The 16,181-nt window shown below is 38.4% G+C and carries 14 protein-coding genes; all 14 read right to left on the reverse strand.

Annotated features, from left to right (window positions below; genetic code table 11):
* Positions 1–38: 38 nt before the first annotated feature.
* The gene (locus HCX49_RS17950; RefSeq protein ID WP_132769954.1) at positions 39–1,148 is read right to left on the reverse strand and encodes an NAD(P)-binding domain-containing protein; all 1,110 of its coding nucleotides are present in this window, start codon (positions 1,146–1,148) and stop codon (positions 39–41) included.
* A 184-nt stretch (positions 1,149–1,332) separates the two neighbouring features.
* Positions 1,333–2,106: an enoyl-CoA hydratase/isomerase family protein gene (locus tag HCX49_RS17955; RefSeq protein ID WP_132769956.1), complete on the reverse strand. Its 774-nt coding sequence runs from the start codon at positions 2,104–2,106 to the stop codon at positions 1,333–1,335.
* Positions 2,107–2,111: 5 nt separating this feature from the next.
* On the reverse strand, positions 2,112–4,649 hold the full coding sequence (locus tag HCX49_RS17960; RefSeq protein WP_132769958.1) for a DUF5686 family protein: 2,538 nt from the start codon (positions 4,647–4,649) through the stop codon (positions 2,112–2,114).
* Between the two features lie 127 nt (positions 4,650–4,776).
* Positions 4,777–6,156, reverse strand: coding sequence for an NADH-quinone oxidoreductase subunit N (locus HCX49_RS17965; RefSeq protein ID WP_132769959.1), 1,380 nt, complete (start codon positions 6,154–6,156; stop codon positions 4,777–4,779).
* A 36-nt stretch (positions 6,157–6,192) separates the two neighbouring features.
* The gene (locus HCX49_RS17970) at positions 6,193–7,638 is read right to left on the reverse strand and encodes a NuoM family protein (RefSeq protein WP_168127810.1); all 1,446 of its coding nucleotides are present in this window, start codon (positions 7,636–7,638) and stop codon (positions 6,193–6,195) included.
* A 25-nt stretch (positions 7,639–7,663) separates the two neighbouring features.
* A complete protein-coding gene (nuoL, locus tag HCX49_RS17975; protein ID WP_168127811.1) occupies positions 7,664–9,583 on the reverse strand; it encodes an NADH-quinone oxidoreductase subunit L in 1,920 nt (639 codons plus the stop codon).
* A gap of 32 nt (positions 9,584–9,615) precedes the next feature.
* A complete protein-coding gene (gene nuoK, locus HCX49_RS17980; protein ID WP_132769964.1) occupies positions 9,616–9,945 on the reverse strand; it encodes an NADH-quinone oxidoreductase subunit NuoK in 330 nt (109 codons plus the stop codon).
* Positions 9,945–10,442, reverse strand: a complete 498-nt coding sequence (locus HCX49_RS17985) for an NADH-quinone oxidoreductase subunit J (protein WP_132769965.1) — start codon at positions 10,440–10,442, stop codon at positions 9,945–9,947. The genes nuoK and HCX49_RS17985 overlap by 1 nt, the downstream gene beginning before the upstream one ends.
* Before the next feature lie 10 nt (positions 10,443–10,452).
* Entirely contained in the window at positions 10,453–10,965 is a 513-nt protein-coding gene (locus tag HCX49_RS17990) for a NuoI/complex I 23 kDa subunit family protein (RefSeq protein WP_021190697.1), read from the reverse strand.
* Positions 10,966–10,977: 12 nt separating this feature from the next.
* Positions 10,978–12,018, reverse strand: a complete 1,041-nt coding sequence (gene nuoH / locus HCX49_RS17995; RefSeq protein WP_021190698.1) for an NADH-quinone oxidoreductase subunit NuoH — start codon at positions 12,016–12,018, stop codon at positions 10,978–10,980.
* A 1-nt stretch (position 12,019) separates the two neighbouring features.
* Positions 12,020–13,033 carry a 2Fe-2S iron-sulfur cluster-binding protein gene (locus HCX49_RS18000; RefSeq protein ID WP_132769966.1) on the reverse strand — a complete coding sequence of 338 codons (1,014 nt, stop codon included), beginning with the start codon at positions 13,031–13,033 and terminating at the stop codon, positions 12,020–12,022.
* 27 nt (positions 13,034–13,060) lie between these two features.
* Positions 13,061–14,413: an NADH-quinone oxidoreductase subunit NuoF gene (gene nuoF / locus HCX49_RS18005; RefSeq protein WP_168127812.1), complete on the reverse strand. Its 1,353-nt coding sequence runs from the start codon at positions 14,411–14,413 to the stop codon at positions 13,061–13,063.
* A 1-nt stretch (position 14,414) separates the two neighbouring features.
* A complete protein-coding gene (gene nuoE / locus HCX49_RS18010) occupies positions 14,415–14,933 on the reverse strand; it encodes a complex I 24 kDa subunit family protein (RefSeq protein ID WP_168127813.1) in 519 nt (172 codons plus the stop codon).
* A complete protein-coding gene (locus HCX49_RS18015) occupies positions 14,926–16,161 on the reverse strand; it encodes an NADH-quinone oxidoreductase subunit D (protein WP_021190702.1) in 1,236 nt (411 codons plus the stop codon). The genes nuoE and HCX49_RS18015 overlap by 8 nt, the downstream gene beginning before the upstream one ends.
* Positions 16,162–16,181: the final 20 nt, after the last annotated feature.

Raw genomic sequence — 16,181 nt, forward strand, 5'->3', positions numbered from 1 at the left:
AACATCTTGTATTACTCTTTGCTAGGTCAAATAGTCGCTCACAACTTTAAATATGCAATTAACTCTCTTGCAGCTGCCCCTCCAGCACGATTAGCTCCAATTGTAGAAGCTGACGGACCGTAGCCCGTTAAGTGAATGCGTGGATCTTTTGTAACCTGCGTGGCCAATCTTCCTGATAGCTCGATACCACCCTTATCGTTGATCAAACCCAGTGGAGCAAGGTGATCCAGAGAGTGTTTAAAACCGGTATTCCAAAAAATAACAGCAGCATCCAAAGTCGTTCCATCTTCCCACCTGACACCTGTTTCAGTGATCTCTTTAAACATCGGCTTACGATCCAGAACACCATCACGTAACATTTTTTCAATAGCTGGTGTAAGAGGCAAGCCTGTGACCGATACAACCGAGTTTGGAGGTAAACCTTCACGCACTCTTTTTTCTACCAGAGCAACAGCCTCCCTTCCCACATCGGGAGTGAATTCATCTTTTCTAAAATCTACAGGTTTACGGGTTACCCATGTGGTCTGGGTAACTTGAGAAATTTCACCCAGCAGTTGAATGGCTGAGATTCCGCCACCTACAACGATAACATGCTTTCCAATAAACTCATCCGCATTTATATATTCTCCAGTGTGCAGCTGTCTGCCTTTAAACTTTTCCCAGCCCGGATACTTGGGGCAATTGGGAGTTTTCCAAGTTCCGGTTGCATTTATCAATCCGCGAGCACTAAATTGAATACCATTTGTATGTATCATAAATCGTCCATTACGCGCTGTTACTTCACTCACCCTTATAGGACGAATAATCGGAAGTTCAAACTTTTTTTCATACAGCTCGTAATATTTCGGAATAGCGGTATTCGCTTGCAGTGTAGTATCCATGGTATCTACAGCATCTGAAAATCCCATTCCTGGAAGATCATTAATCCCATTAACATTATCAAGCGTTAATGAATCCCAGCGATGTTGCCAAGCGCCACCTGCAGCAAACTCATCATCCAAAACGACAAAACCTTTTCCAGGTTCGATTCCTGCTTTTTTCAGATAATAGGCCGCAGATAAACCCGCCTGCCCTGCACCAATAACAACAATATCTACCTTGTAGAAAAAATCCGGACGCGTATTTTTTAGTGTTTTATGAGCTTCCATTCTGATTATTTTTGATACAATTTGGGCACTTTAGACATTTCAAGGCTTAGTACAATTTCTCCTCTCTACAATATACAGCATATAAATAGGAAATTAATTTTTTTTGGACAAATTTTATCGCTACTGTTCTACCGTAAAACCATGTTACCATTCGTAGAGAAGAGGCTATAAGTACAAATAATAACTAGAAGTTTGGCTTTCTCTTGGTTAAAAAGGCATCAACACCTTCTTTAAAATCACTCGTTACAAAAAGTTCAGCAAAATGATTAATCTCCACCTGATAGCCATCTCTTGTTTGTTCATTTGATGCATTTACCGCATCTATAGCTGCTGCCACAGCCGTACCTGACCGAGAGAATATGCGTTCCAAAACCTCCACTACCCGATCCATCAAATCAGCAGCATCCAGCACCTCATTGATCAGTCCTATTCTCAGTCCCTCTTCAGCACTGATCATATCGGCTGTCAGGATCATCTGTAATGCACGTCCGCGTCCTACCAATTGTGTCAATCTTTGTGTGCCGCCATAACCTGGTAGAAGACCTAAAGAAACCTCTGGAAGACCTAGTTTTGCATTTGCTGAAGCAAAGCGCATATGACAGGCAAGCGCTAATTCTAAACCACCTCCTAGCGCAAATCCATTTATTGCGGCGATGACAGGTTTCGGTGATTGTTCGATCAATTCCGTAAAAATATAATGACCCTTTTGTGAAAGAAGTTTAGCTTCGGCCTCACTTAAATCTACAAATTCTTTAATATCAGCCCCTGCTACAAATGCTTTCTCACCTGCGCCGGTAATAATAATTCCTTTGACATCATGATCCTTCTTTGCTTCGAGAAGCGTTGCCTCTAGCTCTGTCAATGTTTGTTGGTTCAAAGCATTCAATGCCGATGCTCTGTTGATTGTAATGTAAGCAATATGCTTATCCACTTGATATAAGAGATGTTGATATTCCATAAATTCTAAAAATTTAAATGAAGTGATACACCATAGGTATCACGGGATACATTTGGATAATTTAAATACGTTAATCTTCTTTTATATTCAACTCGAAAAATTTTAAAAATATTGTCAATACCTACTATTCCCTCCATGTAAGGTTGATTGCCCATAACCCGAGTTTTAACAAGACCATCGTCATCACGGTCAAACTGAATCTGATTCTTATTAAATTCCGGATTATTTCGATCACTGATTTGTCCATAGTAAAACTTGAAACCTGTCACCTCGCGCCACTTTAACCGTTGCAATAATGGGATCCTGTTGAATATGTAGCCATCCCAATGGTGATAATAAGCAAGCTTCACAAAACGATCTGCAACAAATTCCATATTTGATATCAAATCAAAATTTTGTAAAGGACCCGATTTATCCGTTTGAATATCTGGCATCTCTAACAATGGATAATAAATAGAGCCCCATATCTTACCAGCACTAAATTCGATATCAGCTGTTCCTGCGGGAGACATAAATATCTTTTTAAAGATCTTAAACCTCAAAGCATCATAGCGTTGATTTGCATTCCAGAAACCATCTAATCCTTTGTTATATTGCAAAGTCAGAATCGGAAATTTATTCCGGATCTGCGTCCGCTCTAAATTTCTATAATAGAACTGTTCTCCCGGTGCCCATCGTAATTTGATCTGTATATCATTTGTATTAATCGCTGCAATCGTATCTGGCGAAGCATTTCCTGTCACAAAAGACAATGTCCCAGCGGCCTGTCTTTCATGTCTTGTCAACATGGTACTCACACTAAAATGATTTCCAAATTCAATTAAATGTTCAAGACGGTAAATATCATTCCACAACCATTTGGTAGGTTTATTCTTTCGAAAGGACTGAAAAAAACCATCGCCCTTCAGGTAGCTTAAACCCCTACCAGGTTCCATCACATCATGTTGAATCGTTGCCGACAGATAGTGGGCAGGAAACTGTACGATAGATTTTCCATTTAAAGACTGTGCTACGTTGAGGTAATATTTAAATTCCTGATCTCGGGTACCATAGGCGACATAGCCCTCAAAAAAGAATTTATTCGAAAGCAATTCAGTTGTTCTACCCCCTAATCGAATTCTGCTTCCTTCTATTTCATTAAAACTATAGGTATATTCTAAAGGACCAAACTCAAATTTTCCAACATTATAATAACTTCTTACTAAAAAATATCCAATTGAGATTAATCGATTAATCGATTTCATTTCTGAAAGAGAATCAATATTGACGTAAGTCTTAGCTTCAGTTTCTGTAAGCGGCACTACTCTAACCCGATCCCATTGTACAGAATCTTTTTGTTCAAGATAACGCTTCTCAATCGGAATACCTTTAAATAGGTCATCACTTATCGTTTCATCTTTATATTTCGAAAAATAAGTTTCCTTTTTCCCGTACAGCGCATTCCCCTTATCTGTTCCAAATAAAATCTGTAGGTTAGCGCGTTTAGGCAACATTTGTCCCGCAGGATGCTTTTCAAACTCAAGACCTATATTAATTCCATTAACCCAATTAATATTGGCCTCTTCACCAAGTTCCATTTCTGCGTAATAAACGGCATAACGGTCATCATCGGAGACCCATATTGATCCCTTAAACAGCACGTCCATCTTTGATTTTGCTTCAAAATGCAATTCGATATAGCGTACACCATCTTTAACTAACGTATCCCTAATTGTATACTTATAATAAGAAGGAGCATTACCGGCTATCGGACTTAAAAAGGCTTTACTTATCAGCTGGATATTATTCTCGTAGAGATCAATATTTCGAAATTGATCTTGAAAATAACTTTGGATATTGGCATTATTGATATAACGCTTGTTTAATTCTGTGACCTTATGTCCTGTAATAATCTTTTTCTTCCGCGAAGGTTTAAAGGTAGAATAGACTTCTGAGACACTTTCTTCTAAGAAAAAAGGTAAAATAGAACTCCCGGGTATGCTAACTGTATCTTTATTTTCAAACAGAAATCTTAATTTACCTGGCAATCTTCCTGGCTTTACTTTAAAATCTACAGTACCAAATTGTGATTTTTCATATTCCTCATATTGAATATGATTTAATCTGGAGATATGATTTGCATCCTTATGAGAAATGACGTTTTCAATCAGTGCTAAGGCAGGGTCTTTATATTTTCGCCCTTTAGCATTGACCACAACCTCCCCGATTTTATTGTCTTTGCCAAATAGTAATACATTTAATACCGAATCTTGAACCTCATTAAGATCAATTAATTTAATCTCATAACCAACTGCCCGAAAGGCAATCTGGTCATATTCATTCCGGAGCACAATATTGAAATTACCAAGTGTATCTGCCGAAGTGCCTCCACTATGACCGCTCCAGGAGATACTAGCTAAAGGGATTCCTTTTCCAGTTTTACCGTCAATGACACGACCTTTAACATTTCGCTGCGCAAATCCTAGGCTTGTTAAAATACCCAGCACAACAGCAATAATAAAAAGTCTTTTTATTATAGTTATAATCGGTATTAAAAACTTCATGAATATCAGCAATTACTTATTCCTACTGACAATATACAATTTGTCTTTAAATTATAAGGCATGAAATCAAAATAAAAAATGCATAGTTTTTACAAACTATGCATTAAGTATATTAATTAACCTCCCTTTAAATTAACTCCATAAAGCAATTCGGATAGACTCCGATTAAAATCGTTAAAACAGTAGTAACAATAAATAGAATAACGTAATTGGCATTTATTAGTATAGTTTTCCCCTCTGCAGTCCTGAAATACATCGCTACAACCACTTTTAAATAATAATACACCGCAATCGCAGCATTTAAAACCGCAATTAGTAGTAATACAATATGGTATTGAGCCATCACTGAACTGAACATCATAAATTTGCCGATGAAACCTGCTGTTAACGGAATACCGGCTAAAGACAACATGGCAATAGTGAGGATTGCTGCTAAATAAGGATTCTTTTTCGCCAACCCATTGAATGATTCGAAATGATCTGAGCCAACAGCTCGTTTTACTAAAATCAAAGCTGCAAAGGCAGTAACAGTAGCCAAAGAATAAGAAGCTCCATAAACAAAAATTGAATTCGCAGAGCTAGCTCCAATACCAATCACCGCAAAAAGCATATAACCAGCATGTGAAATACTTGAGTAAGCTAACATCCTCTTAAATGAGGATTGCATTAAAGCTGAAAGATTACCAATAAATAATGTAAGCACGACAATTCCTAAAAATATAGGTGTCCAAAAATCTTGCAGTGGCAAAAGCGAAAAGGTAAATAATCTTAATAGGCCCGCGAAGGATGCTACTTTAACCACTGTGCTCATAAAGCTCGTAATTAAGATCGGTGCCCCATCATATACATCTGCCGTCCAGAAGTGAAAGGGAGCTGCACCAACTTTAAAAGTCAGACCGATAATCATCAACAACACTCCTCCGTAAAATAAAGGTGATATGGCACCCGGATGCGCTGTTACATAGTCTCTGATCATCATCAGATCAAAAGATCCGGATGCGCCATACAAGAGGGTTATTCCCAATAATAAAAATCCCGTAGAGAATGCCCCCATGATAAAATATTTGATCGCCGCTTCATTGGAAGCTGGATCTTTCTTACGTATTCCGACCAAGATATAAAGCGCAACAGACATGATCTCTATCCCTAGAAACAATAAGGCTAAATTGTGATAACTACTAACCAGAACAGCCCCAAGCAATGAGAACAACAATAAAGTATAATATTCAGCCACATGATCACTTGAAGACGTGAAATATCCTTTAGATAGTATAAAAACCAATATTGTCACGAAAGTACATAATATTGAAAAAGCAATAGCATAGTGATCAAATAAGATCATCCCATTGTATAATGGAGATGCATCTATTTTCCAATCTTTAATTAATAGTCCAATGACAACAAGCAGGCCCACTAAACCTACCGGTAATAATGATTTATTTGCCTTAAATAATCCTAAGTAAAGTACCAATAATGCTAATATTGATAATGTAATAATCGCCCCCATAATCGAATCTATTATTCGTAAAGTTTAAGTCTAAAATTATCTCCCTAGAAACGTAGCCAAAACGGATACAGACGCTGAAGAAATATGCAATAAGCTGTTTGGAAAAATTCCTAAATAAATAATCACTGCTGAAATGATGATCAAAGTATACAATTCGACACCAGAAATATCAACAAAATGCGCTGTTCTTTCGGACGTGGTGCCAAGCATTGTTTTTTGATATAAACGAAGCATGTAAACAGCTCCAAGAATTAGTGTCAATCCACCAAAAACAGCAAACCAAACACTATATTCATAGATCCCCTTCAAAAGCAAAAACTCTCCAATAAAACCATTTGTCAATGGTAAACCGATAGCTCCCATGATAATAATTAAAAATACGATGGCTAAGCGCGGCGCTTTCTTAGCTATACCGCCCAATTCTCGTAAATCTCTTGATCCGGTACGATCCTGAATAATATCCAGTACAAAAAATAATCCGACAACAGAAACTCCATGGTTGATCATTTGGATCATGGCACCACTCATTCCGGTGACATTCCAAGTAAATACCCCAGCACTAATTAGTCCAACGTGAGCAATAGAAGAATAAGCAATAAGTCGTTTCGAATCTTGTTGCTGTATCGCAATAATCGACGCGTACACAACTGCAAAAACACATAAAATCATAGCAAGCTGACCGTATATAGCAACCGCTTCAGGTACAACAGGCAAAAGCCAGCGCATAAAACCATAGACACCCATTTTTAACATAATTCCGGCCAAAAGCATCGTTCCCGCCGCAGGAGCATGTGTATACGTTGATGGTTGCCATGTATGAAAAGGGAAAATTGGAATTTTTATTGCAAAAGCAATAAAGAAAGCCCAAAATATCCACCGTTGTGTAGATGCTTCTAAATCTAGGGAAACAAATGAATGCCATTCAAAATCATTAGTCGCGACTTGCTGGTGTAGATATAAAATCGCAACCAGCATCAATAAACTGCCAAAGAAAGTATAGATAAAGAATTTCAAATTGACCCGGATACGGTCACCGTCTCCCCAAAGAGCACATATAAAATAGATCGGAATCAATGCAACTTCCCAGCCCACATAAAATGTGAAAGCATCCATAGCAGAAAAAACCAACATCAAACCACTTTGCATAAAAAACATTAAAGCATAGAAATTGCCTTTAAAGGCTTTCTTAAAAGTTGTGAGAACAATGAGTGGCACTAAAAAATTAGTCAGGACTAACAAAGGCAAGCTAATACCATCAACCCCAATATGGAAGTTAACACCAAAAGCAGTTATCCAAGGATAAGACTGTTCATAATTAAAGTCGCCTTCAGGATTGAATTGACAGATAAAAGGAATAGTCAGACCCAGCGTAATCAAAGACAGTACCAGTGCCCCTCTTTTCGCTAGTGTATGTTCACATACAAAGGACAAAAAAATAGCACCGATAATAGGAGTTAGAATAAGTAAAAATAGGTTATCCATTGATGATCAAATAGCTATTACAATGTTAAAAACTCAATAAACCGTATAAAAAGATGGCTATCGCTCCAACGACCATCAGTAAAAGATAGAAACCTACATTTCCACTTTGTAAAAGGCGAACTCCTTTTCCAGTCATAAAGGACGATTTACCAATTCCATTGACTAAACCGTCTATTCCTAAGCCATCAACTATTCTTGCTAGAAATACGGAAAGCCAATTAATCGGTTTTATAATTAATAATTCATAAATCTCATCCACATAAAACTTATGGTAAGAAAGTTTTGCAAGACCTGTTCTGGTCACCTGGTTATGTTCAGGCACCGATCCCTGTTTCACATATTTGTTATAGGCAACAAATGCCATGACCAAAACCCCCACAACAGAAACTCCCATCAACATATATTCAGTACTGTGAGTTATTGTATGAATATGTTGCAAACTTGCTCCATCAGCAAAGACAGGAGACAGAAATGTTGCTAGCCAAGTTTGACCTCCTAATACCTCAGGAAGATTAAGCACACCACCGAAGATAGCTAATATGGCTAAAACAATTAATGGCAAAGTCATTGATTTAGGGGATTCGTGGAGATGGTGCTTTTGCTCTTCTGTTCCTCTAAAAGAGCCAAAGAAAGTCAAATAAATCAACCTAAACATATAAAAAGATGTCATCAAAGCACCGATAAACCCTAGTACCCAGTAAACTGGATTAGCAGCAAAAGCATGTGCTAAAATTTCATCTTTAGAGAAAAAACCTGAAAATGGAGGTATACCTGAAATGGCAATGGTACCGATCAGCATGGTCATATACGTGATGGGTAAAGCCTTTTTAAGACCTCCCATTTTTCGCATGTCTTGCTCATCACTCATGCCATGTATCACCGAGCCTGCACCCAAGAAGAGTAAAGCCTTAAAAAAGGCATGTGTTAAAACATGAAAGAAAGCACCTGAAAATGCACCAACTCCTAATCCCAAGAACATATAACCCAATTGGGAAACTGTAGAATAGGCTAACACTTTTTTAATATCGTTCTGTGTCAGTGCAGTTGCTGCAGCAAATAGAGCGGTACAAACGCCTATTATCGCAATGATCTGAAGCGTCAAAGGTGATACTACAAATAAGATATTTGAACGGGCAATCATGTAAATCCCTGCGGTGACCATCGTTGCTGCGTGTATTAAAGCAGAAACGGGAGTTGGACCAGCCATCGCATCGGGCAACCAGGTAAATAAAGGAATCTGAGCCGATTTACCGGTTGCTGCTACAAAGAGTAATAGCGTAATGGTTAAGATCGTCAGATCTCCTACAGGAAAGCTTTTTGCAGACTCAAACACGGTGGAAAATTCCAAGGATCCAAAAGTATTTAAGATAAAAAAGATCGCAATTAGGAAACCTAAATCTCCGATACGATTCATCACAAAGGCTTTCTTAGCCGCTGCACCATAATCACTGTTTTTATACCAAAACCCGATCAGTAAATAAGAACAAAGTCCAACACCTTCCCAACCAATAAACATGACCAAATAATTGGATCCCATGACTAAGACCAACATGAAAAAGATAAAGAGATTTAAATAAGCGAAGTACTTTGCAAATCCTCCATCATGTTGCATATAACCTATCGAATAGATATGTATCAAAAAGCCAATACCTGTTACTACCAATAACATAATCGCACTTAGAGGATCCACTAAAAAGGAAAGTGAGACTTCCAAATTCCCGATTTTAATCCAATCAAATATATGTTGGCTAATCCTACCTGTTTCACCAAGTGCACGCGCCTCATAAATGGATACAAAAAGAGTACAGCTCAATAAAAACGAAATAAATACGGTACCGCTACCGATAAATCCAACTAAACTTTTTGAAAGCACCTGTCGTCCTATTCCATTGATGACAAAACCAATCAACGGCAATAAAGGAATTAACCAAATTAAATCACGCATAGCTAATATCTTTCTTTTTTTAATGCTTTAAATTACCAACGAAGTTTATGTAGTGATTCAATGTCTATCGACTTCGTATTGCGATACACCATAATAATAATAGCTAGACCCACCGCCACTTCGGCTGCTGCCAGAGCCATAATAAAAAATACAAAAACCTGTCCCGAAGCATCACCATGATGAACAGAGAATGCCGCTAATAAGAGATTTACTGCATTTAACATCAATTCAATTGACATCATCATAATGATAACATTACGACGTATCAATACTCCGATCACGCCAATGGCGAAAATCAATCCACAAAAAATCAAATAATGATTTATAGGAACACCTTGTAATTGTTGAACTGCTGTTTCCATTATATTTTTTTTGGTTCTTTTTTCCCCAATAATACTGCTCCAATAATAGCCGTTAACAAAAGAATTGAAGACAATTCAAACGGGAGCAAAAACTCTTTAAATAATACTTTTCCCAAATTTTTCACTAGCCCAATATCAGGATCTTTAGCGACCAATGGATTGGAGATGTCAAAAACTCGTAATGCACCAAAAAGAACAACAACAAGACAACAACCTGCAATAACACCCATCATTTTTACAAGATTTGATTTCATGGGTTCCGTATCCTTATTCAGATTCAGTAACATCAACACGAATAGAAAGAGAACCATAATAGCCCCCATATAGACGATAAAATTAACCGCAGCAAGGAATTGTGCATTAAGTAAAATATAATGAATGGTAAACGTGAAAAACGTAATCACAAGATATAAAACACTATGCACAGGATTTTTCGTGAAGATGGTCATCAGCGCGAAAAAAATCGATAAGAAAGCAACTAAATAAAAAACAGTCATAGGTTTGTGGTTAACTATTCAATTTTGTAATATCAAATTTTGGCTCTACCAGTTTATCCTTACCATAGATAAAATCTTTACGAAGATAATCGGCAGTAACATGTGGACCATCTAAATAAATGGCTTCTTTAGGACATGCCTCTTCACATAGACCACAAAAAATACAGCGCAACATATTAATCTCATACACGGCGGCGTATTTTTCTTCACGGTACAAATCCTTTTCTTCGTTAGTTCTCTCGGCGGCAGTCATAGTAATGGCCTCCGCAGGACAAGATAGGGCACATAAACCACATGCTGTACATCTTTCACGTCCCTCTTCATCTCGCTTTAAAGAATGTTGCCCTCGAAAGTTCTTCGAATAAGGACGCTGTTCCTCTGGATATTTAACAGTTGGTATTTTCTTAAAAAAATGCTTTAGAGTAATGGACAAACCTTTTATAATAGCTGGAAAATAGATCCGCTCCATAAAATTCATTGGTTGTTGTGCCAAAACTTTTTTTCTATTACTTAATGGTTGCATAACGGTTCCTTTCTATGAAAAATATGTATCCTTAATCAATGTAATTATTCCCGTCAACACAATATTTGCAATTGCTAAAGGAATCAACATTTTCCACCCTAAATTCATCAGTTGATCATATCGGAATCGTGGCAAAGTCCAACGCACCCACATAAAGAAGAAGATAAATGCAAATATTTTGACGAAAAATGCGAGAACGCCTATAATCGTTATCCAATTTTCAGACAGTCCTAAGTCGTGCATGAAAGGGAAGTTATATCCTCCGAAATATAACGAGGCCATCAATGCTGAAGACACAAACATATTGATATATTCTGAAAACATGTACAGTCCCAGTTTCATGGAAGAATATTCGGTATGATAACCTCCGACCAATTCGGTCTCACATTCTGGTAAATCAAAGGGAACACGGTTACATTCAGCAAAAGCACAAACCATAAAAATGATAAATCCTAAAGGTTGCGCCCAAATGTTCCAATTTAAAAAACCTGATTGCTGGGCAACGATATCTCTTAAAGATAGCGATTGCGTCACCATCAAAAGTGCTATAATTGAAAGCCCCATAGCAATCTCATAACTGATACTTTGTGAAGCCGCTCTAACAGCTCCCATAAGCGAAAACTTATTATTCGAAGCCCAGCCACCTAACATAATACCATACACACCAAGTGCAATAACACCAAACATATAAAGAATGCCCACATTGACATCGGCAACCTGCAGTGAAATAACGCGATCACCAATCGTTAACGATTGCCCCCAAGGTATCACCGCAGAACTAATGCAGGCAGTAATAATAGCGATCGTGGGCCCAAGAATAAACAAGGCTTTGTGCGCTCCGGCGGGTATTATTTCCTCTTTAAAGAAAAACTTACCACCATCACATAAAGGTTGTAATAAACCAAATATTCCCGCTCGATCAGGACCATAACGATCCTGCATAAAGCCGGCGATCTTACGTTCTGCCAATGTTGAGTACATCGCAATCACAAGCGTGATCACAAAAACCAAAGTAACAAGGACGAATTTTTCTATGACAAATGACAACTCCATATTATTTCAATTTTTCTGTTCTAGCCAACTGTTCTAAATTTTGTTCCTGCAGTACAGGATCTATTTTGATAACAGCTGGTGGATTAAAGCGTGTATAATGATTAGATGCAATCACAGACTGGTCACTAATTGGAGTAGGTTCCTCTAGCTTCCAGTCGATGGTTTCTTTTTTATCATACCGACAGGTATTACAAATAAATTCTTCTACCTCTCCAAACTCATCTTTGCGTGCAGTGACACGTATCACGTCAGGTCCTTTGTACCATAAAGTCACCTTGCCCGAACAAGTTGGGCAATCGCGATGAGCATCTACCGGTTTTGTAAACCAAACCCTATTTTTAAAGCGGAATGTTTTATCAGTTAAAGCCCCTACAGGACAAACGTCAATTACATTTCCTGAAAAATCATTCTCTACAACATTTTGAATATAAGTTGAGATTTCGGAATGATCTCCGCGACCAATGATACCGTGCACGCGTTTATCAGTAATCTGATCTGCAACAAACACACATCGATAGCACAAAATGCATCGATTCATATGCAGTTGAATTTTATCTCCTATATCAATACGTTCAAATGTTCTTCGATCAAACTCATATCGCGTCTGCGCAGAGCCGTGCTCAAAACCTAAATCTTGCAATTTACATTCTCCAGCCTGATCACAAACAGGACAATCTAGAGGGTGATTAATCAGCAACATCTCCACAATCGCTTTTCTTGCTTCCACAACATCTGGAGAAGTGATGTTCTCTACTTCCATTCCATCCATCACAGTCGTACGGCAGGAGGCGACCAACTTAGGCATGGGACGTGGATCTTTTTCAGATCCCTTCGAAACTTTCACTAAGCAGGTACGGCATTTACCACCTGTACCTTCCAACTTAGAATAATAGCACATTGCTGGGGGAACGATATCGCCACCAATTTCACGTGCTGCATTCAAAATTGTTGTTCCTGGCGCAACTTCTACAGGAATACCATCTATAATAACTTTCAATTTAACCTCTTCTGCCATCTTCGTATCGCGTTTATCACAATCTAATTAAGAAACAATCGGTAAAGGATCTGCATAATGCGCCAATCCAAAATTACGAGTCAATGCATCCTCCGGATGATTGATATGCCATTCAAACTCATCTCTAAAATGCCGTATGGCCGCAGCCACTGGCCATGCCGCAGCATCACCTAACGGACAGATCGTATTTCCTTCAATACGTCTCTGTATATCCCAAAGCAATTCAATATCAGATAAATTGCCATGTCCCATCTCGATCTTGTGCAACACTTTCTCCATCCATCCTGTTCCCTCTCTACAAGGAGAGCACTGTCCACAACTCTCGTGATGATAAAAACGACTAAAATTCCACGTATTGCGCACAATACACTGATCCTCATCGAAAGCAATAAAACCGCCCGATCCCATGGAACTTCCTGTTTGGAAACCTCCATCAGCCAATGATTCATAAGTCATTAAGCGGTTATTGCCATTTGCTGTTTTTAAAATTAAATTCGTTGGTAAAATAGGAACTGATGAACCGCCGGGGACTACCGCCTTTAACTTTTTCCCGTTTGCGATACCACCACAATACTCATCTGAATAAATAAATTCTTCTACAGATAAGCCTAAATCAATCTCATATACACCTGGCTTTACTAAATTTCCACTGGCTGAAATTAATTTTGTTCCTGTACTCCGCTCAATACCAATCTTCGCATATTCTTCTCCACCATCATTAATAATCGGAACAGTAGCGGCAATCGATTCAACATTATTGACTACTGTAGGACAGCCGTATAATCCTGCTATAGCAGGAAAAGGGGGCTTTATCCTCGGATTTCCTCTTTTACCTTCCAAAGACTCCAATAAAGCAGTCTCTTCACCACAGATATAAGCTCCAGCTCCAGGCTGTACATAAATCTCTAAATCATAACCTGACCCCAAAATATTCTTACCCAAAAACCCTGCAGCTTTCGCCTGCTCAATGGCACGTTCAAGAATCCGGATCTGAGGCATCATTTCACCTCGAACATAGATATAAGAAGTCTTAGCTCCCAAAGCATAGCTAGAGACGATCATTCCCTCCAACAAAGCGTGAGGAATATGTGTCATTAAATAACGGTCCTTGAAAGTACCTGGCTCAGATTCATCTCCGTTACACACTAAATAACGAGGAACACCCTCCGGTTTTGCTAAGAAACTCCACTTCATCCCAGTAGGAAAACCAGCTCCACCTCTTCCACGAAGACCTGATTTCTTAACTTCTTCAACAACATCATCTGGGGACATCGTTTTAAGTGATTTTTCGACCGCCCGATATCCACCATGTTGACGATAAACATCAAAAGTTTGAATCCCTGGAACATCAATATGTGTTAACAAAAGTTTACGCGCCATATTATTTAGTTTTTGAGCTTAAATCATCTATTAATTGATCAACACGATCTTCGGTTAAGTTTTCGTAGAAAGTGTATTCAGGTCCGATCTGTAAGACAGGCCCATAGCCACAGGCGGCTAAACACTCGACTCCTCTCCATGAAAACAATCCATCGGCCGTCACTTCTCCTTCTTTAACACCCAATTTATGTTCAAGATGGCTCATAATACGTTCCGCTCCGACTAGACAACAGGGACCAGTTCTGCATATTTCCAAAACATACTTCCCCTGTGGTTGCAAAAGATACATCGTATAAAAAGAAGCAACCTCATAAACTTCAATCGGCTCTATACTTAAATAATAAGCGACCTTATCCATAGTATCAGGACTTAACCACCCGAACTCTGCTTGTACTAAATGCAGTATAGGAAGCAATGCCGATTTCTGTCTCCCTTCCGGAAAACGTCCCACTACTTCAGCAAATTGATTTAGCAATGTTGAAGAAAATTCAACATATTCATTATTTTTTATACTAAGCATCTAATTCTCCTGCAATAACGTTAAGACTACTCATATTAAGAATCGCATCCGAAAGTAACATTCCTGCACTCATCGGAGCAAACATTTGGTAATTGACAAAGGAAGGCCTTCTGAAATGTAAACGATAAGGGGTACGTCCACCATCGTGTACCAGATAAAATCCCAATTCTCCATTGGCACCTTCGACAGCGTGGTAAACTTCAGCCTTTGGGGTATCAACTTCTCCCATCACAATCTTAAAATGATAAATTAATGCTTCCATATTGGTGTACACCTGTTCTTTTGGAGGTAAATAAAACTCCGGTACATCAGCATGAAAAACTCCCTTAGGTTCTTTCTCTATTTTAGCTAAAGCCTGTTCAATAATGCGTAAAGATTGCCACATTTCTTCATTACGCACCATATAGCGATCATAAACATCTCCTTTTGTACCTACAGGGATATCAAAATCAAATTCATCATAGGAACAATAGGGGTTTTGAACCCGAATATCATAATCCACACCTGTAGCACGTAAAATAGGACCAGACCAGCTATAATCCAAAGCTTCTTCCGGCGTAACGGCCGCAATTCCAGATGTTCGCTCTATAAAAATTCGGTTTCGGTCAAATAGCTCCATAAATTCTGTCAGAACCGGAGGAAATCTTTTTAAAAATTCTTCAATCTTTGCAAATGCAATAGCATTAAAGTCTCTTTCAAAACCACCGATACGACCAATGTTGGTCGTTAAACGGGCTCCACATATTTCTTCAAAAATTTCATATATAAACTCCCGCTCCTGCATAACATACAAAAAGCCTGAAAATGCCCCCGTATCAACACCGAGAATACCGTTACAGATAATATGGTCAGCAATACGAGCCAATTCCATTACGATAACCCGCATATACTGGACACGCTTTGGAATTTCTATTTTTAATAACTTCTCAACGGTCATATGCCAGCCCATATTATTAATGGGGGCAGAACAATAATTCAATCTATCGGTGAGCGGGGTAATCTGATAAAATGGTCGATGTTCAGCAATTTTTTCAAACGCCCGATGGATATAACCGATTGTTGAAACACCGCTAACAATACGTTCACCATCAATTTGGACTACGTTTTGAAATACACCATGAGTCGCAGGATGTGTAGGACCAATATTTAAGGTTATCAACTCATCCTGGGGATCATTATCATCGTAAACAGGTTTATTTGGGGATATCTTGGTAATATAATCGTTCATAACTGGTTTCCTTTCTAACG

The sequence above is a fragment of the Sphingobacterium sp. B16(2022) genome, from assembly GCF_012030425.1.
In the GTDB taxonomy this organism is placed as follows: Bacteria; Bacteroidota; Bacteroidia; order Sphingobacteriales; family Sphingobacteriaceae; genus Sphingobacterium; species Sphingobacterium anhuiense.

Excerpts from the sequence above, each read along its gene's own strand:
- HCX49_RS17950 (WP_132769954.1), bottom strand. The coding sequence starts at position 1,148 with ATGGAAGCTCATAAAACACTAAAAAATACGCGTCCGGATTTTTTCTAC.
- HCX49_RS17955 (WP_132769956.1), bottom strand. The coding sequence starts at position 2,106 with ATGGAATATCAACATCTCTTATATCAAGTGGATAAGCATATTGCTTAC.
- HCX49_RS17960 (WP_132769958.1), bottom strand. The coding sequence starts at position 4,649 with ATGAAGTTTTTAATACCGATTATAACTATAATAAAAAGACTTTTTATT.
- HCX49_RS17965 (WP_132769959.1), bottom strand. The coding sequence starts at position 6,156 with ATGGGGGCGATTATTACATTATCAATATTAGCATTATTGGTACTTTAC.
- HCX49_RS17970 (WP_168127810.1), bottom strand. The coding sequence starts at position 7,638 with ATGGATAACCTATTTTTACTTATTCTAACTCCTATTATCGGTGCTATT.
- nuoL (WP_168127811.1), bottom strand. The coding sequence starts at position 9,583 with ATGCGTGATTTAATTTGGTTAATTCCTTTATTGCCGTTGATTGGTTTT.
- nuoK (WP_132769964.1), bottom strand. The coding sequence starts at position 9,945 with ATGGAAACAGCAGTTCAACAATTACAAGGTGTTCCTATAAATCATTAT.
- HCX49_RS17985 (WP_132769965.1), bottom strand. The coding sequence starts at position 10,442 with ATGACTGTTTTTTATTTAGTTGCTTTCTTATCGATTTTTTTCGCGCTG.
- HCX49_RS17990 (WP_021190697.1), bottom strand. The coding sequence starts at position 10,965 with ATGCAACCATTAAGTAATAGAAAAAAAGTTTTGGCACAACAACCAATG.
- nuoH (WP_021190698.1), bottom strand. The coding sequence starts at position 12,018 with ATGGAGTTGTCATTTGTCATAGAAAAATTCGTCCTTGTTACTTTGGTT.
- HCX49_RS18000 (WP_132769966.1), bottom strand. The coding sequence starts at position 13,033 with ATGGCAGAAGAGGTTAAATTGAAAGTTATTATAGATGGTATTCCTGTA.
- nuoF (WP_168127812.1), bottom strand. The coding sequence starts at position 14,413 with ATGGCGCGTAAACTTTTGTTAACACATATTGATGTTCCAGGGATTCAA.
- nuoE (WP_168127813.1), bottom strand. The coding sequence starts at position 14,933 with ATGCTTAGTATAAAAAATAATGAATATGTTGAATTTTCTTCAACATTG.
- HCX49_RS18015 (WP_021190702.1), bottom strand. The coding sequence starts at position 16,161 with ATGAACGATTATATTACCAAGATATCCCCAAATAAACCTGTTTACGAT.